Below are 26,053 nucleotides of genomic sequence, written 5' to 3'. Positions count from 1 at the left end.
TCACGAACGTGCATTCGGCCGCACACTGCCGGGGAGAATCCTCCCGGCAAGGCGCCTGACATGCACGATGATCCCTCGAAAGCCCTGATCGACAGTTGGACCGGCAACGCCCGGGCCTGGGCCACGGCGATCCGCGAGGGGCAGATACGCAGTCGCCAGGAAGTCACCAACGCCGCGATCATCAACGCCGTGCGGCCCTGCCTGCCGGGCCGGGTGCTGGACGTCGGCTGTGGCGAAGGCTGGTTGTGCCGGGCCCTGGCCGAACACGGCGGCCAGCTCATCGGCGTCGATGTCTCGCCACCGCTGCTGGAGTTGGCGACGCAAGCCGGCGCGGGCGATTTCCACTGCCTGTCCTACGCCCAGATCATTGCTGAACCGCAACGGCTCGGCACAGACTTCGACGTGATCGTCTGCAACTTCTCCCTGCTCGACGAGCAGACCGCCGAACTGCTGGCCGCCCTCGCCCGCACGGCCCGCCCCGACGCCCACCTGATCATCCAGACGCTGCACCCACTGTGCGCGGAGCCACCCTACGCGGACGGCTGGCGAATGGAACATTTCACCGCGATGGGCCCCGGCGACTGGCAGCCGATGCCCTGGTTCTACCGCACCCTGAGCAGCTGGCTCGCCACCCTCGCCCCGGCCTGGCGGCTGGAGTCCATCGAGGAACCGCGCCTGCCCGAAGCGCCGTTGCCAGCTTCATTGATCATCAAGGCCCAACACATCGGGCCGAACACGTAACAAGATTTTACAAGCCCATTGCCACTGGCTATGATCGGCGCTCCGGAGATGGCATTCCTCCGTTCCCAACCGCTGTGCTGCTGCAGCTGATGATGCCTACAGACACCTGGTCAGTTCGGGTCTGTAGGCGCGCGCGTGCAGAATCCCTGCTGGTCAGACCCAAACGATGACTGTGGCTGACCCTATGTCCAGACTTTCACGCCCCGAACAACTCGATCTCCTGCCCTACCTCGGCAAATGGCTGCTGTTGGCCAGTGCCATAGCCCTGCTGGCCGGCAGTGCCTCGGCGTTCTTCCTGTTCTCGCTGGAGCATGCGACCCAATGGCGCGAAAGCCATCCGTGGGTGATCTGGCTGTTGCCGCTGGCCGGCCTCGCCGTCGGCCTGGTCTATCACTGGCTGGGCAAGCCGGTGGACGCCGGCAACAACCTGCTGATCGACGAGATCCACGACCCGAAGAAGACCGTGCCACTGCGCATGGTGCCGCTGGTGCTGGGCAGCACACTGGTGTCGCACCTGTTCGGCGCCTCGGTCGGTCGCGAAGGCACCGCGGTGCAGATGGGTGGCGCCCTGGCCGATCAGATCACCCACTGGCTGCGTCTGCGCCGGGAAGACCGGCGGATCATGCTCATGGCCGGCATCAGCGCCGGCTTCGCCTCGGTGTTCGGCACACCGCTGGCCGGGGCGCTGTTCGGGCTGGAGGTGCTGGCCATCGGCCGGATGCGCTATGACGCGCTGTTCCCCTGCATGGTCGCGGCCATCGTCGCCGACCAGGTCGGCCTGGCCTGGGGCGTGGCGCATACCCATTACCCGATCGGCGAAGTGGTGCCGGTGCAGTTCTGGAGCATCACGGCGACGATGCTGGCCGGTGTCGTCTTCGGCCTCGCCGGCCTGCTGTTCGCCACCGCCACCCACCGGTTGGGCGCCTGGGTGAAACGGCGGGTCGGCTACCCGCCGCTGCGGCCACTGCTCGGTGGCGTGGTGATCGCCGTCGCGGTGTGGGCACTGGATGCCCACCGGTACATCGGCCTGGGCATTCCCGGTATCGTCCAGTCATTCCAGATGCCGCTGGCGCCGTGGGACTGGTTCGGCAAGCTGGCGTTCACCGTGGCTTCGCTGGGTGCGGGGTTCAAGGGCGGGGAAGTGACGCCGCTGTTCTACATCGGCGCCACCCTGGGCAACGCCCTGGCACCGCTGCTGCACCTGCCGTTCGCCATGCTCGCCGGGCTCGGCTTCGTCGCGGTATTCGCCGGGGCGGCCAACACCCCGCTGGCAACCATCGTCATGGCCATGGAGCTGTTCGGTGCCGAGATCGCGCCGTTCGCCGCCATCGCCTGCATCGCCAGCTATCTGGTGTCGGGCCATACCGGTATCTACAACGCCCAGCGCGTCGGTCACAGCAAGCATCGTGCCGGGCTGCCCGAAGACCTGCGCTTGGGCGAAGTGAAGCAGTACCGGGCGCAGGCCAGGTCCGCCGAGAAAGACCAGGCATAAGGCCAGAGAGCTCTGGTTCGAGGTGAACAGACGGATGGGCGCCAGCGTGACGCCAATCCCGTTTCGGTGCTTACTGTTTGCCGACGCCCAGCGGCGGAGTCCGCGGCGGCACCAGGCGCTTGCTGCCGGTCGCCTCGAACGCCGCGGCCAGTTGCAGCAGCGCCGAGTCGTCATAGGCACGGCCGGCGAAGGTCAGCCCCACCGGCATGCCGATATCGGCCATCACGCCCATCGGCACGGTGACCGTCGGCACGCCCAGGTGACGGATCGCCAGGTTGCCGTTGGCCACCCAGATACCGTTGCTCCAGGCGATGTCGGCGGACACCGGATTCACATCGGCATCGGCCGGGCCGACGTCGGCCACGGTCGGGAACAGCACCGCGTCCAACCCCTTCTCCTGCATCCAGTCCTCGAGGTCGATGCGCCGGGTCTGCTCCAGCCCGCGCAGGCCATCAGGCAGCGTGCTGATCTCGTTCCACGGGGTGATACCACGTTCGGCCATGCGCACGTACTCGTCCATGCCGGCGGCCAGGTCGCCCTCGCGGTTCGGCAAGGTGCCCGGGTCATGCGGGAAAATCTTCGGCCCGTCGACATCCACCAGACGGTTCAGCTTCGGATCGCCGTTGGCCCGCAGGAAATCGTCGAACGCCCAGGCGCTCAGGTCCCACAGTTCATGGTGCAGGAACTCCTTGGACACCAGCCCGCGGGTGAACACCGTCGGCGCTCCGGGGCGGTCGCCCTCGCAGTTGGACACCAGCGGGAAATCCACCTCGACCACTTCGGCACCGGCCGCTTCCAGGGCCTGGCGTGCCTGCTGCCACAGGTCGATCACCGAGGCGCGGGTGTGGATGCGCTGCCCGGTCGGGCCGCCGATGCCCGGCGCTTCGCTGGTGCCCGCCTCAGGGTCGGCGTTGATGAACATGCGCGGCACGCCCAGGCGCTTGCCGGCCAGGGCCTGCGTGCCAACCGCCAGCGCCGGATAGGACCCGGGCCGCACCGAAGCCACGCTCGGAATCGGCACCCAGGGCTGCAGGCGCCACAGGTCGCCACGGGTGTCCGGGTCTTCGGCGACCACCACATCGAGCACTTCCAGCAGGTCGGCCATGGTCCGGGCGTACGGCACCACCACGTCCATGGTCGGCGTCAGCGGCCAGTTGCCGCGGACCGAAATCACCCCGCGCGACGGGGTGTAGGCACACAGGCCGTTGTTCGACGCCGGTCCGCGGCCGCTCGACCAGGTTTCCTCGGCCAGGCCGAAGGCGGAAAAACTCGCGGCGGTCGCCGTGCCGGCACCGTTCGACGAGCCCGAGGCAAAGGGTGCGGTCAGGTAGTCGGCGTTGTACGGGCTCTCGGCCCGGCCGTAGACGCCCCGCTGCATGCCGCCGTTGGCCATTGGCGGCATGTTGGTCTTGCCCAGGCAGATCGCCCCGGCGGCGCGCAGGCGCTCGATGGTGAAGGCGTCGCGATAGGCGACCAGGTCCTTGAAGGCGGGGCTGCCCGACGCTGCGGTCAGGCCCTTGACCAGGTAGCTGTCCTTGGCGGTGTAGGGAATGCCGTCCAGCGGGCCCAGGGTCTCGCCGCGCGCACGGCGCGCATCGGAGGCCCTGGCCTCGTTGAGCGCCTCGGGGTTGCGCACCACCACCGCGTTGAGCGCGGTGGGCGTGTCGGGGCCGTCGTAGGCATCGATCCGGGCGAGATAGGCCTGAACCAGTTCTACCGCCGTGGTCTGGCCGGATTCGAGCGCGGCGCGCAATTGCGCGATGGAAACCTCGGTTACTTCGATCATGCTGTTACCGTCGACTGCTTAAAGGGGGACGCGGTGATTGGAATCGCCACATCTTACCCCAGGCACCGACGCGGCTCACGTGCTGGAAGGCGACTGTGGCGTACCGGGGTTCAGTTGCTGGTGCCGGAACTGCCGGCCAACGTCCAACTGAATACAGTCATCTGATGCGGCTTGCGCAACGCCGTTTCTGCCCGGTCGAGCGCAAACGCCTTCTTCCTGCTTCTGGTTACGTACTCAATCGGTGTGGTGCCTCTTTTCGAGCAGCGTCTGGAAAAGACCGACAAGGCTCGATTGCTGCTCGCCCAGCGCGGCAAAGAACCTGCGATCGACCTCCTCCACCACGACGATTGCCTTTTGGGCAATATCCCGACCGGCCTCGGAGACGGAGATAATCTTGGCCCGCGTGTCAGTGGGGTGGATTTCCCTGACGAACAACCCATTGGCAAGCAGCGTCCTGACCACCTGGGAGGTGGTCATCGGATCGCTGCCGGTCAATTGCGAAAGGCGCGCCTGGGTCAGGGGCTCCTGGGCGCCGAACCAGGTAGCGACCGCCAGCATCACGAACTGGGTGTGGGTCAGACCCAACGGCTGCAAGGCGGCACGCTGCTCGCGCTGCCAACTGTTGGAGATACGCCAGAGCAGAAAACCCGGGCTCTCTGACGGCCCCTCATGACGGGTTGGCAGCGGCTTCGGTTCGCTCGGGCTCATGCGCCCACCGCACGCTCTGCGCGGGCCACCAGTGCGCGCAAAACGTCAGGAAAGTCGCTGGACACTTGCGCGCAGACTTCCTCGGCCCCCTCTCCCGTCACCTCGATCGAATAGACGATCAAGTGGTTGCCATTAGCCAACGGCATGATTTCGTGCCTGACACGAACGGTGATATCACCCAGCACAGTCTCGTCCGTAAACCCGATCGGTGCATTGACCTCGACCAGCTGCGACCGGATGACCTCCTGGTCGGGCAGCACCATCGTCATCCACGTGCCTGTGGCGAACGGCCCGTCAAGCGCACATGAATGGACGCCCGCGTTCCAGTCCTTCCATAGGTGAACCGCCTCAAAAAAGGCCCAAATGGTTGCCGCAGAGGCGTGGGTCTCGTGATTGTATGAAGCGCTGGCGTGCAGGCGGTTGGGCATGGCGAACTCCTTCTCTATAAGTAAACTTATAATAAGTATACATATAAAATCCGCCAATCGTGATTGACATGAGATTCGATTGATTTCCACGGAATGAGCCGGCTATCCGCATGAACCTCACTCGATATCTATGCCGTCACCGGGAAATACTTCGCCACCAGTGCCGCCAGGATGGCTGCGCTCTCGGCGTCCATCACCCCGTCGTGGTTCGTCGGCCGGAAGTGCAACTGGAAGGCCCTGACCAATTGCTTGAATCCCTCGGGCGTATCCGCGTCCGTTACCTCATAACCGTACTGCTGGAACAGCGCCAATACCGCGGTTTGGGAAGGCAAACCGTCGCGAATGTATTGCTGCTGGTAGCTATCGCGGGTCGCCTCGTCGAACCAGGCCCCGACACCTGCCAGGTACAGCTCACGCCAGGGAAAGGCCGCCCCCGGATCGCTCTTGCGGCGCCAGGCGATATCCGAGTGCCCGAGCACCTGGGTTGGGCCGATGTTGGGGTAGCGGGCCAGGATATTCAGGGCCAGCTGTTTCACGGCTTCGATCTGCCGGGGTTCGTAGGGCGGGAAGTGAAACGCTCCCTCGCTCTCGGAGGCCAGGTTGACGATCTCGATGCCGATCGAGGAGTCATTGAGTCGGGTTCTGCCGCCCCAGGCACTGACGCCCGCGTGCCAGGCACTCTTTCCCTCGTCGACCAGGCTGAAGACTTCCTGCTGGCTGAAGCCAGCCTGGATATAGCTTGGGTCGGTGACATCGGGTACCAGGTAATGACAACTGACACTGGGTCCGGTGAGCGCGGCGACGGAAGTGGCGAAGTCACCGGCGGTGTAATGCAGCACCAGCAAGCGCACGCGTTCGTCGAGGCTGCGTGTGCTGCGGTAGGCCTTGTAGTTGATGGGTTTCATGAGCGGTTCCTTTCCCTGTGAGTAGACATTCAAGGGAAATAGCGTGAACCGCACTGTCGGCAGATAAAAATAGGCCGAATACTCTACCACTATAGGAGATGTCTGCAAGGCTCCTAAACCTTAGGAGCCACCGGCCCTTTCAATTTGCCGCATATGTCGTCATGCACCTATCAAAATCATCATTTATCCGAATCAGCTCAGCATAAGGAATTTTATCATCTTCTGCCTTGGCCACATATAGGGAACCCAACAACCCAATATACATATCGTAAGAACCACTCGCATCATCAGAAACAAGAGACTGATATTTTTCAGAGCTCTTTATGGAAAAAATTATTTTATCCTTATCACCTGAGCCACCACCCCGACCAACATGACTAGCCTTTATAGGCTGAGTAGCACTATCCACATTGAAAGCCTGCGAATTTAGGGTAGCCAATATTTTCCCATAAATACTTCTCAAGTTTTCATCAGTCAGTGTTTCGATATTTTTCAAAAACTCCAATGCTGCCTTTTTACTTTCTGCATCAGCATCCGGATCAGACGCCTGATTCAACAAGCTCAAAACCTCTGGGCCTGGCGCCGTGGAAATCAGCGCAGACTGCATTTCAGGATTGTATTTTATTTTATTCAAACCCCCACGAACATCTTCAATGGCCTTTTCAGTCGACGCCAAATCGCCTAATAAAATTTCGTTCTGGACCGTCAACTTATTCAACCTTTGAAGGCTTCCACCAAGACACTGGGTAGCATTTGCCGCCTTTATATAAGTTGAAATCTGCACATTGGGGTTTGCATAAACTCGCAAGCCAGCTGTCAACCCTGTCAGCCCGGCCATTGATTTTACAAAGTCAGAGTGGCTATCAGTAAGAGCACCTATCGCTGTAATGGACGCAAAACCAAGAGTTGCCTCATCAGAATACGCCTTGAAATCCTTCACCTTGTCACTGTAGAAAGCGTATTGGCATGACCTGACATAGGTCTTCTGAAGCGCTCGTACCACGAATTTCGTTGCATCATCAGGACTGGGCACCACACCGACGAGCTTACAAACCTGCTCAACCCTGTTCTTGAGATTTTCCGGAACCGGCTCCGAACCAAACTGGCTCACCGGTCTGTAGTCCGTTAATGCGTCAGGAGGCGCCATGGGTGGGGTTGTACAGCCTGCACTCATGAGAAGAACCGCGCCCACGCAAGCAAACGACAAAAGCTCTCTCATCATTCCCTCCCTGGCTAGAGTCATTTTGACATCAGCCTAGAAGACTGTTCGCGACCTTCAAGCCTCAGGTGAAAATTTCTTCACCTATCTGCCTTATGGTGGTCGTGCGCAGGGCGTCTTCGGGCGCGCCGGTTTCCAATTGCACCGGTCTGCTAATCTGCGTACGGCTGCCACCTCTCGTCTAGCAGCGACGGTGATAGCTCCCAATCAAGCACTTGGAGGATTGGGCGGGAAGCTACCCTTCCCGCTCGGCGCTGCCTGCCTGCACGCTTCCACGCCTCACCTCTCATGGAACCAAGGATCTCGAAGCATGAAAGCAGCCCGGATAGCGACACTGCGGCCGATGATGACCGTCGGGGGAGCTCTCCAGCCTGATGGGCAGCCAGGGGTCGCCGCCCGACAGCAAGGGGCGCGTGCCCGATACCTTCTCAAAGGGGCTCGGCGTACGAGTGAATGCAACTGACAAAATCGGCATGGTGGGCTTCTACAGGACGTTCCAGGCCAGGGAGATTGAACATCGGCATGTCCCCTGGCAGATGCCCTGGTTACCGGTGAAGGCCGTGCGGCGGGTCCAGAAACGGGGTTCGCCATCAGCGCGCAGATGATCCCTTCGGTGGCGGCAATGGGCAGTTGGACCTGCAGAAGATGGAACTGCATTGGGCCTTTGGCTGACGGCTGCCGTGAGCAAACCGCTGGTCAAGTCGAAGCAGTGGCCCGACCAGCCTCCAGGCGCTGTTGTGACAACGGCTCTTTTTCCTGTGCCGCGCGGCCAACGGTTAACCCTGCGGATTGATTCATGGCCTAATATCTCCGCCCCATGCCCAGGTAGTGCTCTTATGGCCCGCCCTCTCGTCGCCCTGCTGCTCGTCGTCACCAGTTGCGCTGCCTACGCAGAAGAACAGGTACCGCTCTACCGGGAGATCAAGGATTGGGTGGTCGCGTGCGACAACATTCGCTCGTGCACCGCCATCGGCGCAGTTCCCATGCGCGACGATACGGGCGCCAGGCTCACCTTCAGCCTGCGTATCATCCGCGAAGCGGGGCCCGCAGGCGTATTGCGGGTCGGGGTGTTCAGCTATAACCCCGCTACCGGAAAGCCGCTGCTCGACGGCAAGCCGCTGCGCACTTCCCTGGCCGCTGGCGAGTTGAAAGAGGGTGATGTGCCCGAGGTCCTGAGTGCGGCAGGCGATCAGGCCAGAGCACTGATCGCGGAGCTGCGTAATGGCAACGAACTGACCCTTCCCACCCAGGATGGCCAGTCGTTTGTCTCCCTGGCCGGTATGAGCGCAGCACTGCTGCTGATGGACTCGGTACAGGGCCGGGTCGGCACCGTCACGGCGCTGGTACGCCAGGGGGCGGCCAGCGCCAGCACTGTAACACCCGCCCCACCCCGTCCGACCCTGCCCCCATGGTATCCGCCAGTGGCGCTGACCCCGCCCCAGGCCCAACACATCCGGGATGTGGTCATGGCGACCACGCGCGCGTCATGGCAGCAGGACCAACTCGACGACACCCCCGCCGAAGGCGAGGCCTTTGCCCTGAGTGATCGCCAGGCGCTGGTGATCATCAAGACCGATTGCGCCGCGTACAACTGTTCATACCGCCTGTATGAAACGCCCATCGGCCATCCCGAACAGGCCCGCCCAGCCAGGATCGATGCAGTGCCGCGGATGCCGGACATGTTGCCCAACGGCAGCATCCGGTTCGATCCGGCCAGCGGAGAACTCAGCAGCCATGAACTGGCAATGGGCATGGGCGGATGCGGCACGTCACTGCGCTGGCAGTACGACGGCAGCGCGTTCAGGCTGACCCGCGCAGCGCAGCTGACCCTATGCGTGGGGCTGAACGAAGCGTACTGGCCCGTGCTGTGGCGAAGCCCGGCGCTCCCAGCCGCCGTTGGGCCTGCCCACGTTGAATGAGGCAGGTTTTTTCGCCGAGTTTATCCCGAACGGCCTTGCCGGGTGACTGGCAGTACTGATCGCTCCGCGTTCAGCGGCGTTGCCACCTACCGCCACGGGCCGATCACGCAACCATGGAGCCTGAAGCAACTCGACGGACACAAAGAAGGAGTCCATGTCGACATGGATAAACTTGCGCTCATCATCCTGACGGGCAGCACCAGAAGCAGATAGCCGGACATCATCCAGATCAATCAGCACGATGTTTGGCATCATCCGAGCTGCCTTTCATATTCCAGCGCAAGGGCGCAACGAACAGCATCAACGTCATCCAGATGAAAGTCGCCGGCCCCGCCAGTAGGAAAACCAGGCTGGCGATCAGGCCAGAGACGGCGTCACCGATGACGGCGGTGAAGTAGTAGAGGGAGAAATTCCGGCCCACCTGGCGATCGTCGGACAGGCACTGGATATTGGTCACGATGGCGATATCGACGAAGGCGCCGACGAACCCGACCACGAACAGGATCGCCAGGAACAGCCAACTGTGGAACTGCAGAGCGATTGCAGCGGCGAAAAACAACGCGCCGTACAACGCCCAGTAGCGCAGTACCAGGCGGGCCGTGGTCTGCCTGTTGAGCCGGGTGTACAGCATGCCGCCCAACACGGTACCGGCCGCCAGCAGCGAGAAGACATAGCCGACGGCCGCTTCCGAGCCAAAGTGTTCCAACACCGATGCCGGCAGGATGAAGCGGATCACCGAGGTGGCGAACATGGCGCATAGCGTGGTGCAACAGATCACTGCGAACAAAGGTGCGTTGCCCACCCGCAGTTCGCCCACGCTGCGTAGCGCGTCGCGGATCACTGATCGTCCATCAAACGCCACCGGTACGCTCACCTTGCCGGGCAGCAACGTGGCGATGCTGATGGCTGACAACGCGAGGCACGCGGCAAAGAACAGGAAGGTCACCGCGCTGCCAAGGGACAACGCAAAGGCAGAGAACACCAAGGGACCGAGAATGGAGGAAATGTCTTCGATGACCTGGACGCCACTGTTCACCGACGACAACCGGTCCTTTTCCACGATGTCCGGGAAATACGCCCGGAAGGTCGGCACATAGAGACAGTCCAGAGCCGTCATCAGCATCGCCAGGCCGATGACCACCAGCAACGCCGGTGTGGCAAAGGAAAAGAGCGCAAGGAAAGCCAGCGCCAGCACACTCTTGGCAAGCTCTACCCCGACCAGCGTACGACGCTTCTGACAATTGTCCGCCAGCCAGCCGCCAATCGGAGAAAACAACGCACTGGGCAGGTAGCGGAAGAAGTACACCATCCCGATCAGCAACAGGTTCGCTTCGGTCATGGAGACTACCGCAACGGCAAATGCCGTTTCGAAAGCGAATTCACCACACTTGGAGAAGAAGTACCCTACCGAGAGCGTGCGTGTGCTGCGGTTCAGATTCAACGCTTGCATGTCGATACTTCACTTTCTGCCAGCTCAGGCGGCTCAGACGTCATTGCTCATCGTGAGTCCCGAAGCTCGCAGAATGGCCGGAAATAAACGATGCAATACGCTGTCATTACGCAACAACTGCGCGTCAGCACCCGTGATACCCAAGGGACGAGGAAAACTTAACAACCGTCCCTTTCAAAGACAAACGCATGCCTGTAAGTAATCATGTCCTGATGGATCGCCGGCACGCGAGAGGCAGGCACACCACTGCCGCGCCAAGGCAGCGCTCACCGCCACTCAGAACTGGCCGTGGGCCGCACTCCACTGTTCGAACGCATCCATCATCCGGCGCCGGGTCAATGGATCGGCCGGTATCAGGTGTTCGATTCTCAATGACTCCACGGTGATATCCAGCGGCATGCCGAAGGTCGTGAAGGTGGAGAGAAAACTCAACTCCCCCTCAGGGGTGCACACACGAGTCAGCAGCACAGGATTGGCAGCCAGTGCCTGCGGAGCGATGGCGGGCGCCGGCAGGTTGCGCAAGCGCATGGCAAGTTCCGGATTGCCAACCGACTCCCTGGAAGCGCGTTGCCAGGCAACCGCACGGATCTCGTCGGCATTGACCAGCCGGTCGCCCAGGCCACCGGGGCACAGCAGTGTTTCCAACAGGTTGAGGCCTGAGGCCGGGTCCTGGGCAACGCCTGCCATCGCCAGCAGCAGGCCGGTGCTCACATTGGCGGCGGTGACATTCCAGTGGCTGTCGATCACGATCGCCGGTGCCGGATTGTTCGCCTGCAGGATGTGATCGATGGCCCCATGCACTATCTCCAGGGCGGGCGCATCGAGCGGCGAGGCGGCGTAACGGGGTGCGTAACCGGCGGCGAGAAAGACTTCGTTGCAATGCTCCAGCGAGGCGCCCAGGGCCGAAAGGATGGCGTGCAAGGTGCTGGGGCCTGCCTTCGCGCGCCCGGTTTCGATGCAACTGAGGTGGCGCTGCGAAACCCCGGCCATGAGTGCAAGGTCGAGCTGGCTGAGCCCCGCCTGCTGCCGCAACTGCCGCAGGTGTTGACCCGCCGCCAGGCCCTGCGCGGGCCGCTTGTGATGGAACAACTGCTGATTCATGCCTCGCCTCCGACCGTCCTTGTGCCTGGCGTCCATGACCTCACAGGTCATTGAGCGCTCATCACCCTACCACTAGTGTGCCTGCAACCCCTACCCAGGAGAGGACAATGGCACTTCGTTTCATGGCGCTGGCATTGCTGGTGCTCTTTTCGCTTTATACCGGCTGGACGATGCTGATCGCCGAGCAGTCGCTCGTGGCCTTTGGGCTTGAGCTGATGTCGCGGCCTGACACTGCCCAGGTAGTCGTCGACCTGTACCTGATGGCAGCCCTTGCCTGCATCTGGATGCTGAAGGACAACCGATCGCGCGGAGGTTCAGGCATTGCCGTGCTTCCCTACCTGCTGCTGACAGCCGTGTTCGTTTCCCTGGGGCCGCTGCTGTACCTCGTGGTCAGGGGCCTTGATGGGGGGCGCCAGGCATGAACACGGCCTTGAACCTCTATGCGCTCTGCGTGGTTGTGCTGTTCCTCAAGATGTTTGCGCTCTCCTGTTATCAGGGCTTCTTCCGCTTGCGACATAAGGCATTCACCAATGCGGAAGACGCCGCCGTTTTCAATCAGGTCGCACAAAAAACGGAACGCCCGGAAGTGATTCGCGCCGCCAAGGCCTGGGCGAACGACCTGGAAAACATCCCGGCCTTCTTCGCATTGGGCGGGCTGGCCATCGCCCTGGATGCACCGGCATTCGTCATCGCCGGGTCGAGCCTGCTGTTCACCCTGGCCAGGGTGCTGCACACGCTGGCCTATCTGACGGGCATCCAGCCTTGGCGAACCGTTTTTTATGGCGTTGGAACCCTGTGCCTGCTGGGGCTCTGCGCGGCTGTCGCGATGAGGGTGGTGATGACTGGGTAACACCAGCCGGCAAGACAACTCCCGTTCCCTTGCCGGAGGCTTCCTGAACGATTGTTTACCCCCTGATCAGCGAACCCGCCTCGTCGGGGAATGGCCATGAGGCCACGACTCACGCGATGCTTCCGGCAGCCCTGCTGGTTCCCCCAGCGCTGCCGGTCGAGATCAGGTCCGCCAGAATCGCTCGTTACGCCGCCGGAGGAAATGGCGGCACAAGCGGCTTGCCATCCTGAAAGACCCGGTCCTTGCCGTCCTGCTTGGCTTTATACATATTGCTGTCGGCACACTTGAGCACGGCCGACATATCGGAGGTCGCCGAAAACCGTGCGATGCCCGCACTGCAGGTGTAGTGGTGCGGAGGCGAGACGCTGACGCGGATGGCGGCCAGCAGACGCAGGGCATATTCATGGGCAATCGCGTCATCGTCGCCCAGCAGCAAGACACCGAATTCCTCGCCGCCGAGCCGCCCGACACTATGGCTGCCCGGCGTCGACTTCAGGCAGGTGGCCATGGCGCATAAAATCCTGTCGCCGATATCGTGACCATATTGATCGTTTTTCAGTTTGAAACTGTCGATATCCAACATGATGAAGTAGCCACTATTCCCTTGTGCCAGCACCTTCTGGAAACTACCCATGAATGCACGCCGATTGAGCAGAGAGGTGAGAAAATCCGTCTCCGCCAACGTTCTGAACTCACTTTCGATCAACAGCACCGAACGCATATTCCTCAAGTAGGTCAGATTCAGGATAAAGCCGATCATCATGGAGAAGATGCAAAACAGCACCAGATAAATCTCCAGCCCCTGGTACGCACCGACATCGAGACTGGGCCATATCAATATCCAGACGGCCGTGGTGGAGATCAGGTAATCCTGAATCGTGATAAATAATATGGCGCTGCCTACTACCATGATCACCGCAAGCGGAAGAGAAAAAATACGCAATGCCACGTGAGCCTCGATCACCTGTACAAAACCGAGGGCCAGGAAAAAAATATAAAGGCCACCCAATACTCGCCATACGGGAAAGCTGGTCACCACACGATGGAAGTACCAGAGAGCCAGCAGGCACGCCGTGACCAGTACATTTGCAAGGTTCAATCCCGACAGGGGATCAAGCAGCAGTACCCATAACCATGCGACCAGTCCTGCCAATTCCGCCTTGGTTACCGCTGGCGATAATAATGTACGCATTCTCGGCCTGATCTTGAAAGTCGCCGGCATTGTTCAACTCCTCTTCCCGTAACGACTCAAGTGCAATGTCCAAAGGAAACGCCCCGTTTCCCATGACAGATACCCATGGCGCAGATCAACTCAAGTCGCTGGTGACCCTGCCAATGGCATCAACCACTTGCTTGGCGCCCTGCTGGATATCTCCCATTGCCATGCCTGCCTGCTCCGCCAGCCCCAGCAAATGGTCGGCCTGGTCCCTGCTGCCCTGGACAAGCACCGCGGCTTGATCGGCCAGTTCCCGGTTTTGTCGCACCACGTGGGTAATCTCTTGCGTGGCCGCGCTGGTACGGCCGGCGAGCTTGCGTACCTCATCCGCCACGACTGCGAAACCACGCCCATGGGTTCCTGCGCGCGCGGCTTCGATAGCAGCGTTAAGCGCCAGGAGATTGGTCTGGGTGGCAATGGCGCCGATGGTGTCCACGATGGAGCCGATCAACTGGGACTGCGACCCAGCGCTGTCATGCTGTCGGTCACTGAAGCCATCTGCTGCGCAATGGTTTGCGTGCCAAGAATCGAAGCAGCGGCCAGTTCCATGCCTCGATTCGCTTTCACATCGGTATCGCGCGATACGTCGTAGGCCATGTTCGCGGCCTGCTTGATCACCTCGGCTTTCTCGACCTGTTCGGTCACTACGCTGGCGAATTTGGTGATTTTGTACACCCGGCCGGAGGCGTCCTTGACCGGGTTATAGGTGGCCTCCAGCCATACCACCCGACCGCGTTTGTCCACCCGACGAAAACGTCCGGCACTGAACACGCCCCGATTCAAAGACTTCCAGAACTCGGCGTAATCTGCCGAAGCCACGTCCTCGGCCAGGCAGAACAGGCGGTGGTGCCGCCCCTGGATCTCCGCCAGGCTATAACCCATCGCCTGGATAAAGGCCTCGTTGGCAGAGAGAACCTCACCCGCAAGATTGAACTGGACCATGGCCATCGAGCGGTTCAGCGCACTGAACATTTCGATGACCTCCTGCTCCTTCTGCGCCAAGGGCGGCGTGATGAAACCATACCCCTGGAAGGCGCGATCCGCCGCGTTGAGCCAACACATGCCGAGTACCACGGCACGACCGTCGGCGGCGGTATAGCATTGCTGTTCAATGGCTCGCGGATTCGCCGCAAATCCACCCTGCGGCTCAGCCATGAGCTCGCCCATCGCCCTGCCTGACAGATCACTCGACGAGTACCCCAGTGCCTCTGCGAAACGCTGGTTGGCCGAGACGATCCGGCCCGTTCCATCGACCCTTACTGAAAGAAAAACCGAGTCGATGTCGGTGATCGTCCCCAGCAATGTGGTCAGATCCTGCCGACAGTCGAACAGGGCATTCTTGATGCGACGATTAAACACACTGACCTCCGGTATCAATGAGTACAACGAACAAGGACGGTGCCTGGCGATCAAGTCGCTCTCAACGGCGCGGCCAAGGAACAGGCCCGCTCATCGGCCTAGAGGCCGCGAAAGTTCCAACCTTCGACAGTCTCGCTATTCGCACAGCTGTCTTTGGCACCCAACTCCATGCTCACCCGTGCCACCGCAAAATTGATGGACATGGCCCGCCGAATCAGTTCGAGGAACGCAGGACTCAGTTCGACCAGATTCTGGTGGCATTTGAAATATCCCTGCAGTTTTCCCTCTTTGATCATGCGTCGCATATGAGTCTTGGAGACCCCGAGGCGCGATGAGAGCTCAACATAAGACGATACGTTATAACCTCTCTCCAGCGAGCCGTTGCGCAAGGCATCGGTATACAGCGCGAGCATCGGCAGGTGGCCGCCATCACGATTCATGATCCACTTAGCTTCGGGCAAGAGCTTGTCGAGCATCAGGTCCGCTTCCAGTAACCTGGCAAACCCGCGGAAAAAAATCTGCAGCAAATCCGTAGATCCTCGAGGCTCCGCCAACCAACTATCGTAGGGAGGAATGATCTGCGAGGGCAGCAAGTACGACTTGATAATACGGCTGGCTTCAAGCAACGCCATTTCGGTAGGCCCGAAAATACGCTGGCGCCCATCTTCGGCATGCAGGCCAATATGCATATAACCGGTAATAAACAAGAATGAACAATAGGAATCCAGACTGTTGCGCGACAGATAGCCACGCTCCTGACAAAAAGCCTTGACTCTGGACAGAGGAATCCGATTATCGCTGAAATTAAAACTCAACAACGAGAGAGCCACCATGAGCCTGTCATATTTTAAAAGATTTTTATAAAACAGGGGCTTTCTCCGATAACTTTCCATTACTAGGTCGAAATGCAAAAGAATAGCTCCATCCATATCGCCCTGGGTCATCTCGGAACTGGTCTCTTTCAAATACTCAAGCAGATCAGTTTTATTCATCAACGCTCAACAACCCTCACAAGACGACCTTAAACAGCTGCTACAGCGTTGCTGACAGTATAGGCATATTCGATCAGCTGGTTAGTTCACCCCAAAAATGTTCCATGGTTTTCCCTTGCCGGAATTACCCTTGATTTCGTACGGATACGGTCAATTTCTTTAATCGATCTCTGCCTGGTAGCCAGCGACTGTACTGGCAGTTCAAATGGGCTTGCCCGATCTTCAGACCTTCCGTTTCCACCCATTCACTTCAATACGGCAGTCCTCGGTTATTTCATCCAGATAAGGGGCTATCTTCTCTTCATCCAGCATGATCAGGGTCCGCCCGGCCGCAGCTCGCAAAGGCGCTCCTTTTTAATTCAACCGAAACAACACCCGCGCAAGCATGAATGCGTGCTCTATGGGCAAAGTGATGGTAGCGTGTGCCCGCGCCCTGTCGCCGGCAGGCAAGCGGCGTCGAGCGCGGATTGGTCGAGACCAGCCCATGACGATCAGCAAAGCACAGACAGGTAGTTGTCCTCACCATGCCATTCACCCGCCCACCCGAAGCGCTGGCACGCCAGATCGAGCAACTCGAGGAGGCGGTCGTGCGTATGCGCGAACAGGCATCGGTGCTGGCCGGCGAGAGGCTGTTCGTCGCTGCGGAACAACTCCTGGAAAACGCCAGCAGGCTGGAGCATGCCACGGCAAACCTGAAATCCACGGCCGGTCGATAGCCGCTCGCGCCCCTCAACGAGCGAGCCGGGCCCTGGTGCGGATGAATTGCTGTTCAGTGACAACCGTCCCCCACTGGCTGCCCTGCTCCTGCTTCACCAGCTCGAACCCCTGGGCCTCATAAAGTCGCCGCGCAGCGTCGAGGCCGCTGAACGTCCAGAGTCGAGTCGCATCGAACCCGGCATCGTCACAGAAGCCCAGCGCCTCGCTCAACAACCGACGCCCCACCCCACTCCCTCGACAGCCATCGTCCAGGATGAACCAGCGCAGGTGGGCCTCGTTGTTGCCCAGGTCCTGCCCGTCGATGGCGATCGAACCCACAATGCGTCCATGGTGAGTCGCGAGCCATAACCGGTTGCACGGCTGGTCGAGACGCCCGACGAACTCGGCAACAGCGGTGGCCACCTGGCTTTCGAACACCTGGCCGAACCCTGCCAGCCGGGAGTAGAACGCCGCATGCATCTCGGCTATCCGGCCCACCACGCCTGGTCGATATCCGCTAATGATGCTGATGCCATGGGCTGCAGGCTCGGCAGAACCCAGTCGCCTTGCGGACAAGGCGCGAGCATAGGCCGCCAGGCCCTGCGCGACCACCTGCTGCTCGGTCGGGTTCAGGTGGCCCAGCGCGGCGCTGACTTGCAACTGGCCATAGCCATGGATGTCTGCAACGGTCTTTCTACCGTGAGGGGTCAGACGCAGCAGCTTGGCGCGGGCATCGTCATGACTGGCCGTCTCTTCCAGTTCGCCGGCCTCGATCAGCTTGCTCACCATGCGGCTCACACTGGATTTCTCAAGCCCCAGAACCTGCACCAGTTGGGCGGCCGTCATCACTCCCTGCGCGTCGATCTCCAGCAAGGTGTGCACGGCGGATGCCGAATGGTCGGTACCCGCCAGTGTCGTGCGCATGAACCCCAGTTCACGCACCATGGTGCGTGAGGCCGAGCGTATTTCATCGATCAGTAAGGAGCTGTCGTTCATGGGAAATGCCCGCCGCCAAATAGTTGCATCATACAACCATTACTTTGACGGCCTGTCCAGCGCTCCCTGGCTCGCCCGTAAGCCATCAGCCCTCAACACCCGTGTAGGAGCGGGCTTGCCCGCGAACACCGGCGCAGCCGGTGCCACCCACCGAGTTGTCCGCTTCGCGGGCAAGCCCACTCCCCCAGGGGCGCGCCGAAGCCGCCACTAGGGGATCCAGGACCGGGCGTTCTCCCCGCACCCTCTCAGTGCTTCCAACCCCATCGGTTTGGCGAAGTAATAGCCCTGCGCCTGCCCCGCCCCCATTTCGCGCAACAGTTCCAGGGTCTCCTGATCCTCGACCCCTTCCGCCACCACACTCAGATCCAGCGATTCCGCCATCCGTACGATGGCCCGTACGATCGCCCGGCTGCGCGCGCTGCCGGTCAGCTCGAAGATGAACGACTTGTCGATCTTCAACCCGCTGAAACGGTACTGGTGCACATAGCTCAGCGACGAGAACCCCGCACCGAAGTCATCGAGTACCACCGACATGCCGTTGTCGGCCAGCCGCTGCATGGTCTGCCGGGCAATCGCCGGTTCGGCCACCAGCGCGCCCTCGGTCAGTTCCAGGCAGATCCGCGACGGCGAGACGCCATGCTGCGCCAGCAGCGCCAGCACATCACCGGCAAAGTCCGGGCGGGTGATGCTGTAGCTGGAGCAGTTGACGTGCACCGCCGGCCAATCGGCGTGCTCGGGTTGGGCAAGGATCGCGGCGACGCTGCCGAGCATGTACAGGTCCAGCCGGCCGATCAGGCGCAGGCCCTCGAAATCCGTCAGGAATTCTCCCGGGGCGATCACCCGCCCGCCCGGCTGGTGCCAGCGGACCAGCGCTTCCAGGGCCAGCAGTTCGCCGGTTTCAACGTTGACGATCGGCTGGAAGTACGGCAGCAGCTCGTCGCTGCGCTTGAGTGCGTTGCGCAGGGCCCCTTCCCGCTCGACCTGGTCCGAGACCTCGCGGCGCAGTTCCTGGTTGAACACCGCGTAGCTGTCGCGTCCGGCGCTCTTGACCCGGTACATCGCCGCATCGGCGTCGCGCAGCAGGTCGGCGGGCTCGTGGTGGAACTGGCTGTCGGCACTGACGATGCCGATGCTGCAGGAAGAAAAGACTTCATGGCCGTTGATCAGGAACGGCAGGTCGAACGCCACCAGGATCCGTTCGGCGACTTCGGTCACCACCTCCAGCGGCGCATCGGGGACGAGTACCGCAAACTCATCGCCGCCCAGCCGTGCCAGCATGTCGCTTTCGCGCAGGCAACCGCGCAGACGCTGGGCCGCCTGCATCAACAGCAGGTCGCCAAAGTGATGGCCAAGGCTGTCGTTGACCATCTTGAAGCGATCGAGGTCGATGAACATCACCGCCAGGTGCCCGCCTGCGCTGTCGAAGTGCGACCAGGCCAGGTTCAGACGCTGCTGCAGGTAGGTACGGTTCGGCAGCCCGGTCAGCGCATCGTGGGTGTTCTCGTGCTGCAGCTTGGCGTTGGCATGGTCGAGTTCGCGGGTGCGGCTCTGCACCCGGGCCTCGAGCATGAGGTTGGCGGCATGGATCGCCTCGGCTGCGCTGCGCCGCGACAGCGCGGTGTCGATGTGCCGCGAGACGAACGTCAGCAGTTCCTGGTCGCGCTGGGTGTAGCGCACCTGCGCGGTGTAGCTTTGCACCGCGAGCACGCCACGCACCACGTCGCCATCGAACAGTGGGATGCCCAGCCAGGAGTGGGAACGGACGTTGTCTTGCGGCGCGTCGATCTCGCCGATCGAGGTCAGCCGGTCGACCTCGTCGACGTCGAACAGGCAGGGCCGGCGCTGGCGGATCACGTACTCGGTCAGGCCGCGGCAGCCGCGCCGGGGGGCCGGACGGTTGGTCTGGCGTTCGTCGACGTAATAGGGAAAGGTCACCTCGCCCGTCGCGTCGTCGAACAGAGCGATATAGAAGTTCTGCGCAAACAGCAGCGCACCCACGATGTCATGCAGGCTCTGGAACAACTCGGCCATGTCGCCGGGCCGGCTCGACAATTCGGCGATCTGGAACAATACGCTCTGCAGGTGCTCGGCGCGCTCGCGGTCCAGTATTTCCTGGCGCAGCGCGTCGTTGAGCGCCGACAGTTCGAGGGTGCGGCGCATCACCGTTTCTTCCAGGTCCGCGCGGTGCAGCATGCGGTCCAGCGCCATCGCCACATGGCGGGCCACCACCAGGAACAGCGCGCGGTCCTCGGCGCTGTAGATACGCGACACGTCGTAGACCTGCATGGCGAGCATGCCGAACACCTCGTCCGAGGCGTTTTTCAGCGGCGCCCCCATCCAGAACTCGGGGCGGTCGCCCACGCAATAGAAGCGCTGCTCGGCCTGGGCGGCGAGGATCCCGGCGGCGTCGATCAGCAGCGGCTGGCCGCTGGTCAGCACCTGGCCGGTCAGGGACAGGTGATCGGGGTCGAGGTATTCGTAGTTTTCGGACTGCAGGGCCTGGGTGTCGATGATGTCGACATAGTACGGGTAGTCGATCTTGCCGGTGTGCGGGTCGTACAGCGCGAGGTAGAAGTTCTCGGCGTCGATCAGGCTGGCCAGCAGCCGGTGAATGCCCACCAGGAACACCGAGCGGTCACGGGTCGAACTGGCCAGGTAGATGATTTCATAGAGCACCCGCTGGGTGACTTGCGCCCGCGCCAGGGCATCGGCCTGCACCTGGACACCCAGGCGTCGGGCGAATTCGGCAAGTGCCGGCTGCGTGGCCTGCTCGAGCGGCGCGAGCAACCAGCCCAGGACGCTTTCGCCACGGCCGGTGGGCCAACGGTGCAGGCATCGGGCCCGGCAAAAGGCTTCGAATTCGTCATTCGAGACGATGGACGGCCACTGCGCCCGGGGGGCGCCCTGCCCGACCAGGTGCAACTGTTCGCCGGCGCGATAGACCGCCCAGGCGCTGGTGTGAACCCAGTTGCGCGCCGAGTCCAGCAGTTGCTCGATCGTGTCCTCGTTGTCCGCGGCAATCGCGGCAATGTCCGAGTGACCTTCCTGTTGATCGGCGACGGTATCGCAATCGTTCGATTGCCCAGAGGAGTCGGTCAAGCGACGAAAACTCATCAACACTCCCAGAGCCAAAACTGGCGATACTCAGTGACTGACCGCTAGCGATCCGCTCTCAGGTCAACCCCATGGCGTTCTTTGAATCGTTTATATGTCGGGTGCCAGCCATAGCGCCTTAATGCCATATTGACAGTATCGAGGCGCGTTGAGAATGGGGCTGAGACAGGAGTTTTCCGAACGGTAAATGGGGCCTGATAGGCTCACCCGGACGTGAGTGACGGGGGATGGCCGCCATTGGCGGTTCGCGGTCAAGGCCAACGGCCGTGTGCATCCGGCTCAACGCAGATATTGGCCGCGTCGAAGCCATGCGGATGCTTTCATTCGACCGGGATGAGTTGGTGACGCGGTGGTAGGCGGTTGAATCCCTCATTCCAGGCACAACGGAGCATCGCGGCAAGCGCTCGGTTTCAGTCCACTGAAAGCGATTGCCATCGCCAACAGCAAGGCCGCCACGCAACCACCGAGCGCCAGGTTGATGCCAGGTAGACTCGCCGTGCCACCGAGCAGCGCAACCCCCATCACACCGCCCATCTGCCGGGCCGCGTTGAGGGTGCCGGAGGCTGTTCCGGCATAGTGTGCCGGCACCGCTTCGAGCATCGCGTGGGTGAGCGTGGGTATCGCCAGCGCGATACCGCCTCCAGCCAGCAGCATCGGCAGGATCAACAGTCGGTAAGACTGCTCGGCCAGCGCCGCCAGCATCAGCCCGTAGCCACAGGCGGAAATGCCCAGGCCCAGCATCACCAGGGTGCGACCCGACCAGCGCCCTGCCAGATGCCCGGCCAGCAGGTTCATCACCATCAGCACCCCCATCATCGGCAGGAAGGCCAACCCCGTGCGCTCGGGTGTCCAATGCCATTGCGCCTGGAAGTACAGGCTGAAGGTAAAGACCATGCCGTAGAACACCAGGTTGGCGATCAATCCGACGCTCATCGTGCACCTGACCACCCGGTTGCGCAGGACAGCTGGTGGCAGCATGGCATTGGGATTGCCGTTCTGCAGATGGAGAAACAACCCTGCGGCCAACAGGCAGACCACGAAGGCCGCCAGCACCAGCGGATTGCTCCAGCCCTCATGACCGGCTTCGGTCAGCGCCAGCGTGAGCATGACCAGGGCCAAGGCGCCACAGAGTTGCCCGGGCAAGTCCAGCTTGCGCCCGGGCTGCCCCGTTCCGGCGGGAATGCCGCCGAGCGTGAACCACAGCCCCAGCAGACCGATCGGCAGGTTGATCAGGAACACACTGCGCCAACCCCAGTGCTCGACCAACACCCCGCCGAGCACTGGCCCGGCCGCCAGCGCAATGCCACCACCGGCACTCCACCAGCCCACGGCCCGACGACGCTGGGCAGGATCGACATAGAGCTGGCGCAGTAAGGCGAGTGACGTCGGCACCAACAAGGCCGCGCCGAATCCCTGGATGCCCCGCCAGCCGACCAGCCCCCAGAGCGTCGAGGCCACCCCAGCACCCAGCGAGGCGCCGGTGAACAGCACCAGGCCGATCAGGTACAGGCGCCTGGCGCCCAGGCGATCGCTCAACGTACCCGCCAGCAACAGCGAGGCGGCAAACACCAGGGCATAGGCATTGACCACCCATTGCAAGCCGCGCACATCCGTGTCCAACGCGCTGCGCAAGGTATCGAGGGCCACATTGACGACGCTCACGTCGATCAGAACGATGGCGAAACCGAGGCAGGCCGCCAGCAACGCTCGGGTGGAAGGGGATTGCGGATGCTCAGTCATGTCCGACTCCTCAAGGAAAGAAGCGACGATACAAGCCGGACTATCCGTGCGAATATTCCGTAAATGCTCACGCCATATCGGGAAAAACGCACAGATGCTGGACTGGGAAAACCTGCGCTACTTCGTGGCGATCGTCGAGGCCGGTAGCCTCTCTGGCGCCGCACGGCACATGAAAGTCGACCATGGGACGGTCAGTCGGCGCCTGTCGGCGCTCGAAGCCGAACTGGGCGTGAGGCTGCTCGACCGACTGCCGCGCCGATGCAGCCTGACCGCCATGGGCATGCAGATCCACCGGCTCGCCCAGGACATGGAGCGGGCCGCATTCGGCATCGAACGCCTGGCCAGCGCTGAACAGGCGAACATGTCCGGCAAGGTCACCTTGAGCGTACCGCCGGTACTGGGCACGAACTTCTTCGCCGATCGGCTCGCCCCCTTGAGGACACGTCACCCAGGCATTCAGCTGTCGATGGCCAACCAGGCGCAGAGCGTATCCCTGGAACGCCGCGAGGCCGATATCGCGGTCCGGCTGTTTCGGCCGAGCGAACCGGCCAACGTCACCCGCCGCATCGGGCGCATGCCGTTCGGGCTCTATTGCGCCCACGACTATGCCCACGCGGCACAGCCACAAGACTGGGGTTTCATCGCCTATGACGCACAGTATGCCGACATGCCGCACCAGCAATGGCTGCTGTCCGTGGCGGCAGGCCGCCCGGTGGTCTGCGAGGTGAGCGACATCAGCACCCAGCAACGGGTCGCGCGCTCGGGCCTTGGCGTGGCCGGACTGCCACTGTTCATCGGCGACCCTGACCCGGCGCTCAGGCCCCTGCCCTGCGATGGCGAAAGCTTCTACCGCGATATCTGGCTGGTGGTGCATGGCGACCTTGGCAAGTCACCGCTGATCCGGGCCGTACTCGATTATGTTTCGGAAACAGTGGAGCAGGTGTTTGCCACCTGAGCCAGGCGGCGCAACCGCGAAGATCCGCAGTCTCGTCCGCTATCGCTTCCTTCCCGGCGAAAAGACCGGATAATAGCGGCCATTCGTATTTTCGCTCTTCTGGTAATCCCGCATGGAAATCAAGGTCAACTTTCTCGACAACCTCCGACTCGAAGCCAAATTCGATGACTTCACGGTGGTGGCCGATCAACCCATCCGCTACAAGGGCGATGGCTCGGCACCGAGTCCCTTCGACTATTTCCTGGCCTCCTCGGCCCTGTGCGCGGCCTACTTCGTCAAGGTGTACTGCGAAACCCGCAATATCCCCACCGACAACATTCGCCTGTCGCAGAACAACATCGTCGACCCGGAGAACCGCTACAACCAGATCTTCAAGATCCAGGTCGAGCTGCCCGCCGACATCTCCGACAAGGACCGCCAGGGTATCCTGCGCTCCATCGACCGCTGCACGGTAAAGAAGGTCGTGCAGACCGGGCCGGACTTCGTCATCGAGGAAGTGGAAAACCTGGACGCCGATGCCCAGGCCCTGCTGATGCCGAGCAGCGATTCGCCCACCCGCACCTACATTCCCGGCAAGGACCTGCCGCTGGAGCAGACCATCGCCAACATGTCCGCCATCCTCTCGGGCCTGGGCATGAAGATCGAGATCGCCTCATGGCGCAACATCGTGCCGAACGTCTGGTCGCTGCATATCCGCGATGCGCAGTCGCCGATGTGCTTCACCAACGGCAAGGGCTCGACCAAGGAAAGCGCCCTGGCTTCGGCCCTGGGCGAGTTCATCGAGCGCCTGAACTGCAACTTCTTCTACAACGACCAGTTCTGGGGCGAAGAGATCGCCAACGCCGAATTCGTCCACTACCCGGACGAACGCTGGTTCAAGCCCGGGCGCCAGGACGCCCTGCCCAAGGAAATCCTCGACGAGCACTGCCTGGCGATCTACAACCCCGATGGCGAGCTGCGCGGTTCGCACCTGTACGACACCAACTCCGGCAACACCGAGCGCGGCATCTGCTCGCTGCCGTTCGTGCGCCAGTCGGATGGCGAGGTGGTGTACTTCCCCTCCAACCTGATCGAGAACCTGTTCCTCAGCAACGGCATGAGCGCCGGCAACACCCTGGCCGAAGCGCAGGTACAGTGCCTGTCGGAGATCTTCGAGCGTGCGGTGAAGCGTGAAATCCTCGAAGGCGAAATCGCCCTGCCGGACGTGCCGCAGGAAGTACTGGCGAAGTACCCGGGGATTCTGGCCGGCATCCAGGGTCTCGAGGAACAGGGCTTCCCGGTGCTGGTCAAGGATGCTTCCCTGGGCGGTGAATTCCCGGTGATATGCGTGACCTTGATGAACCCGCGCACCGGCGGTGTGTTCGCCTCGTTCGGCGCGCACCCGAGCTTCGAAGTGGCGTTGGAGCGCAGCCTGACCGAACTGCTGCAGGGGCGCAGTTTCGAGGGGCTGAACGACCTGCCGCAGCCGACCTTCGAAAGCCAGGCGGTAATGGAGCCGAACAACTTCGTCGAGCACTTCATCGACTCCAGCGGCGTGGTGTCGTGGCGTTTCTTCAGCGCCAAGGCCGACTACGAATTCGTCGAGTGGGACTTCTCCGGCCAGGGCGAAGACTCCAACGCCGAGGAAGCCGCCGCTCTGTTCGGCATCCTCGAAAGCCTGGAGAAGGAAGTCTACATGGCGGTGTACGAGCACCTGGGCGCGTCGGCCTGCCGCATCCTGGTGCCGGGCTACTCGGAAATCTATCCGGTGGACGACCTGATCTGGGACAACACCAACAAGGCACTGTTCTTCCGCGAAGACATCCTCAACCTGCACCGCCTGGACGAGGAAGGCCTGCAAGGGCTGGTCGGCCTGCTGGAAGAAAGCGAACTGGACGACTACACCGACATCACCACGCTGATCGGCATCGAGTTCGACGAAAACACCGCCTGGGGCCAGTTGACCATCCTGGAGCTGAAGCTGCTGATCCACCTGGCGCTGCAGAACTTCGAGGAAACGAAGGAGTTGGTCGAAACCTTCCTGCAGTACAACGACAACACCGTCGAGCGCGGCCTGTTCTACCAGGCCCTTAACGTGGCGCTGGAAGTGGTGCTGGACGACGATTTGGAGATGGCCGACTACGAAGTCAACTTCCGCCGCATGTTCGGCAACCCGCGCATGGACGCGGTGCTGGGCTCGATCGACGGCAGCGTGCGCTTCTTCGGCCTGACGCCGACGAGCATGAAGCTCGAAGGTCTCGACCGCCATCAGCGGCTGATCGACAGCTACCGGAAACTGCACGCGGCCCGGGCCAGGATGGTCGCCTCCCGCTGAGCCCTGTCGAGAGAAAAAAGCGCCCCGTGCGCTCTTTTCTCCCTGGCGACCGAAGTAGCCTGGACCCGCTGC

At 61.7% G+C, this 26,053-nt stretch carries 22 protein-coding genes, 1 pseudogene and 1 riboswitch; of the genes and pseudogenes, 8 read left to right on the top strand and 15 right to left on the bottom strand.

Going from position 1 to position 26,053, the window contains the following annotated elements:
- Window positions 1-60: 60 nt before the first annotated feature.
- Window positions 61-741: a class I SAM-dependent methyltransferase gene (locus ACMGT0_RS13380; RefSeq protein ID WP_416772980.1), complete on the top strand. Its 681-nt coding sequence runs from the start codon at window positions 61-63 to the stop codon at window positions 739-741.
- Window positions 742-776: 35 nt separating this feature from the next.
- Window positions 777-847: riboswitch (Fluoride riboswitch) on the top strand.
- 78 nt (window positions 848-925) lie between these two features.
- On the top strand, window positions 926-2,233 hold the full coding sequence (locus ACMGT0_RS13375) for a voltage-gated chloride channel family protein (protein ID WP_416772978.1): 1,308 nt from the start codon (window positions 926-928) through the stop codon (window positions 2,231-2,233).
- A gap of 70 nt (window positions 2,234-2,303) precedes the next feature.
- Here the strand turns inward: ACMGT0_RS13375 and ACMGT0_RS13370 are convergent, their stop codons facing one another.
- From ACMGT0_RS13370 to ACMGT0_RS13350, 5 genes are all read right to left on the bottom strand, one after another.
- Window positions 2,304-4,019, bottom strand: coding sequence for an amidase (locus tag ACMGT0_RS13370; protein ID WP_416772976.1), 1,716 nt, complete (start codon window positions 4,017-4,019; stop codon window positions 2,304-2,306).
- A 234-nt stretch (window positions 4,020-4,253) separates the two neighbouring features.
- Window positions 4,254-4,727, bottom strand: a complete 474-nt coding sequence (locus tag ACMGT0_RS13365; protein ID WP_054062612.1) for a MarR family winged helix-turn-helix transcriptional regulator — start codon at window positions 4,725-4,727, stop codon at window positions 4,254-4,256.
- Complete coding sequence (locus ACMGT0_RS13360) at window positions 4,724-5,155, bottom strand: SRPBCC family protein (protein WP_054062613.1); 432 nt, start codon at window positions 5,153-5,155, stop codon at window positions 4,724-4,726. The genes ACMGT0_RS13365 and ACMGT0_RS13360 overlap by 4 nt, the downstream gene beginning before the upstream one ends.
- Window positions 5,156-5,283: 128 nt before the next feature.
- The gene (locus ACMGT0_RS13355) at window positions 5,284-6,060 is read right to left on the bottom strand and encodes an N-acetylmuramoyl-L-alanine amidase (protein WP_054062614.1); all 777 of its coding nucleotides are present in this window, start codon (window positions 6,058-6,060) and stop codon (window positions 5,284-5,286) included.
- 139 nt (window positions 6,061-6,199) lie between these two features.
- The gene (locus tag ACMGT0_RS13350; protein ID WP_152974274.1) at window positions 6,200-7,279 is read right to left on the bottom strand and encodes a hypothetical protein; all 1,080 of its coding nucleotides are present in this window, start codon (window positions 7,277-7,279) and stop codon (window positions 6,200-6,202) included.
- An 836-nt stretch (window positions 7,280-8,115) separates the two neighbouring features.
- On the opposite strand from ACMGT0_RS13350, the gene ACMGT0_RS13345 reads away from it, so the two are divergent.
- A complete protein-coding gene (locus ACMGT0_RS13345; RefSeq protein WP_416772973.1) occupies window positions 8,116-9,198 on the top strand; it encodes a DUF1176 domain-containing protein in 1,083 nt (360 codons plus the stop codon).
- On the opposite strand, the gene ACMGT0_RS13340 is transcribed toward ACMGT0_RS13345, so the two are convergent.
- The 3 genes from ACMGT0_RS13340 to ACMGT0_RS13330 form a co-directional block, all read right to left on the bottom strand.
- Complete coding sequence (locus ACMGT0_RS13340; RefSeq protein WP_416773475.1) at window positions 9,109-9,354, bottom strand: hypothetical protein; 246 nt, start codon at window positions 9,352-9,354, stop codon at window positions 9,109-9,111. The two genes, ACMGT0_RS13345 and ACMGT0_RS13340, sit on opposite strands and share 90 nt — an antisense overlap.
- A gap of 73 nt (window positions 9,355-9,427) precedes the next feature.
- Window positions 9,428-10,648: an MFS transporter gene (locus ACMGT0_RS13335; RefSeq protein ID WP_054062617.1), complete on the bottom strand. Its 1,221-nt coding sequence runs from the start codon at window positions 10,646-10,648 to the stop codon at window positions 9,428-9,430.
- Between the two features lie 276 nt (window positions 10,649-10,924).
- The gene (locus tag ACMGT0_RS13330) at window positions 10,925-11,749 is read right to left on the bottom strand and encodes a helix-turn-helix domain-containing protein (protein ID WP_054056680.1); all 825 of its coding nucleotides are present in this window, start codon (window positions 11,747-11,749) and stop codon (window positions 10,925-10,927) included.
- A 107-nt stretch (window positions 11,750-11,856) separates the two neighbouring features.
- Here ACMGT0_RS13330 and ACMGT0_RS13325 point away from each other — a divergent pair, with 107 nt between their 5' ends.
- Together ACMGT0_RS13325 and ACMGT0_RS13320 are read left to right on the top strand one after the other, a co-directional pair.
- Complete coding sequence (locus tag ACMGT0_RS13325) at window positions 11,857-12,171, top strand: hypothetical protein (RefSeq protein ID WP_054062619.1); 315 nt, start codon at window positions 11,857-11,859, stop codon at window positions 12,169-12,171.
- Window positions 12,168-12,599 carry an MAPEG family protein gene (locus ACMGT0_RS13320; RefSeq protein WP_416772970.1) on the top strand — a complete coding sequence of 144 codons (432 nt, stop codon included), beginning with the start codon at window positions 12,168-12,170 and terminating at the stop codon, window positions 12,597-12,599. The genes ACMGT0_RS13325 and ACMGT0_RS13320 overlap by 4 nt, the downstream gene beginning before the upstream one ends.
- A gap of 184 nt (window positions 12,600-12,783) precedes the next feature.
- On the opposite strand, the gene ACMGT0_RS13315 is transcribed toward ACMGT0_RS13320, so the two are convergent.
- From ACMGT0_RS13315 to ACMGT0_RS13300, 4 genes and pseudogenes are all read right to left on the bottom strand, one after another.
- Window positions 12,784-13,821: a GGDEF domain-containing protein gene (locus ACMGT0_RS13315; protein ID WP_054056683.1), complete on the bottom strand. Its 1,038-nt coding sequence runs from the start codon at window positions 13,819-13,821 to the stop codon at window positions 12,784-12,786.
- Window positions 13,822-13,906: 85 nt separating this feature from the next.
- Window positions 13,907-14,242, bottom strand: a pseudogene (locus tag ACMGT0_RS13310) (methyl-accepting chemotaxis protein); the annotation flags it as partial.
- Between the two features lie 20 nt (window positions 14,243-14,262).
- Window positions 14,263-15,174: a PAS domain S-box protein gene (locus ACMGT0_RS13305; protein WP_416772968.1), complete on the bottom strand. Its 912-nt coding sequence runs from the start codon at window positions 15,172-15,174 to the stop codon at window positions 14,263-14,265.
- A 98-nt stretch (window positions 15,175-15,272) separates the two neighbouring features.
- Window positions 15,273-16,166: a hypothetical protein gene (locus ACMGT0_RS13300; RefSeq protein ID WP_054056685.1), complete on the bottom strand. Its 894-nt coding sequence runs from the start codon at window positions 16,164-16,166 to the stop codon at window positions 15,273-15,275.
- 524 nt (window positions 16,167-16,690) lie between these two features.
- Here ACMGT0_RS13300 and ACMGT0_RS13295 point away from each other — a divergent pair.
- Window positions 16,691-16,882 carry a hypothetical protein gene (locus ACMGT0_RS13295; protein WP_054056686.1) on the top strand — a complete coding sequence of 64 codons (192 nt, stop codon included), beginning with the start codon at window positions 16,691-16,693 and terminating at the stop codon, window positions 16,880-16,882.
- A gap of 13 nt (window positions 16,883-16,895) precedes the next feature.
- Here the strand turns inward: ACMGT0_RS13295 and ACMGT0_RS13290 are convergent, their stop codons facing one another.
- From ACMGT0_RS13290 to ACMGT0_RS13280, 3 genes are all read right to left on the bottom strand, one after another.
- Window positions 16,896-17,858 carry a bifunctional helix-turn-helix transcriptional regulator/GNAT family N-acetyltransferase gene (locus ACMGT0_RS13290; RefSeq protein WP_054056687.1) on the bottom strand — a complete coding sequence of 321 codons (963 nt, stop codon included), beginning with the start codon at window positions 17,856-17,858 and terminating at the stop codon, window positions 16,896-16,898.
- Between the two features lie 207 nt (window positions 17,859-18,065).
- Window positions 18,066-20,972 carry an EAL domain-containing protein gene (locus ACMGT0_RS13285; RefSeq protein WP_416772965.1) on the bottom strand — a complete coding sequence of 969 codons (2,907 nt, stop codon included), beginning with the start codon at window positions 20,970-20,972 and terminating at the stop codon, window positions 18,066-18,068.
- Between the two features lie 369 nt (window positions 20,973-21,341).
- A complete protein-coding gene (locus tag ACMGT0_RS13280; RefSeq protein ID WP_416772963.1) occupies window positions 21,342-22,712 on the bottom strand; it encodes an MFS transporter in 1,371 nt (456 codons plus the stop codon).
- Window positions 22,713-22,806: 94 nt separating this feature from the next.
- Between ACMGT0_RS13280 and ACMGT0_RS13275 the strand changes: the two genes are divergently transcribed.
- Window positions 22,807-23,667, top strand: a complete 861-nt coding sequence (locus ACMGT0_RS13275; RefSeq protein ID WP_416772962.1) for a LysR family transcriptional regulator — start codon at window positions 22,807-22,809, stop codon at window positions 23,665-23,667.
- Between the two features lie 112 nt (window positions 23,668-23,779).
- Window positions 23,780-25,981 carry an OsmC domain/YcaO domain-containing protein gene (locus tag ACMGT0_RS13270; protein ID WP_054056691.1) on the top strand — a complete coding sequence of 734 codons (2,202 nt, stop codon included), beginning with the start codon at window positions 23,780-23,782 and terminating at the stop codon, window positions 25,979-25,981.
- Window positions 25,982-26,053 lie beyond the last annotated feature (72 nt).

This window comes from Pseudomonas sp. RHF3.3-3, from assembly GCF_048069595.1.
GTDB classification, from domain to species: domain Bacteria; phylum Pseudomonadota; class Gammaproteobacteria; order Pseudomonadales; family Pseudomonadaceae; genus Aquipseudomonas; species Aquipseudomonas fuscovaginae_B.
The sequence above is the reverse complement of the archived record's forward strand: the minus strand, read 5'-3'. Positions and strand labels throughout refer to the sequence as shown.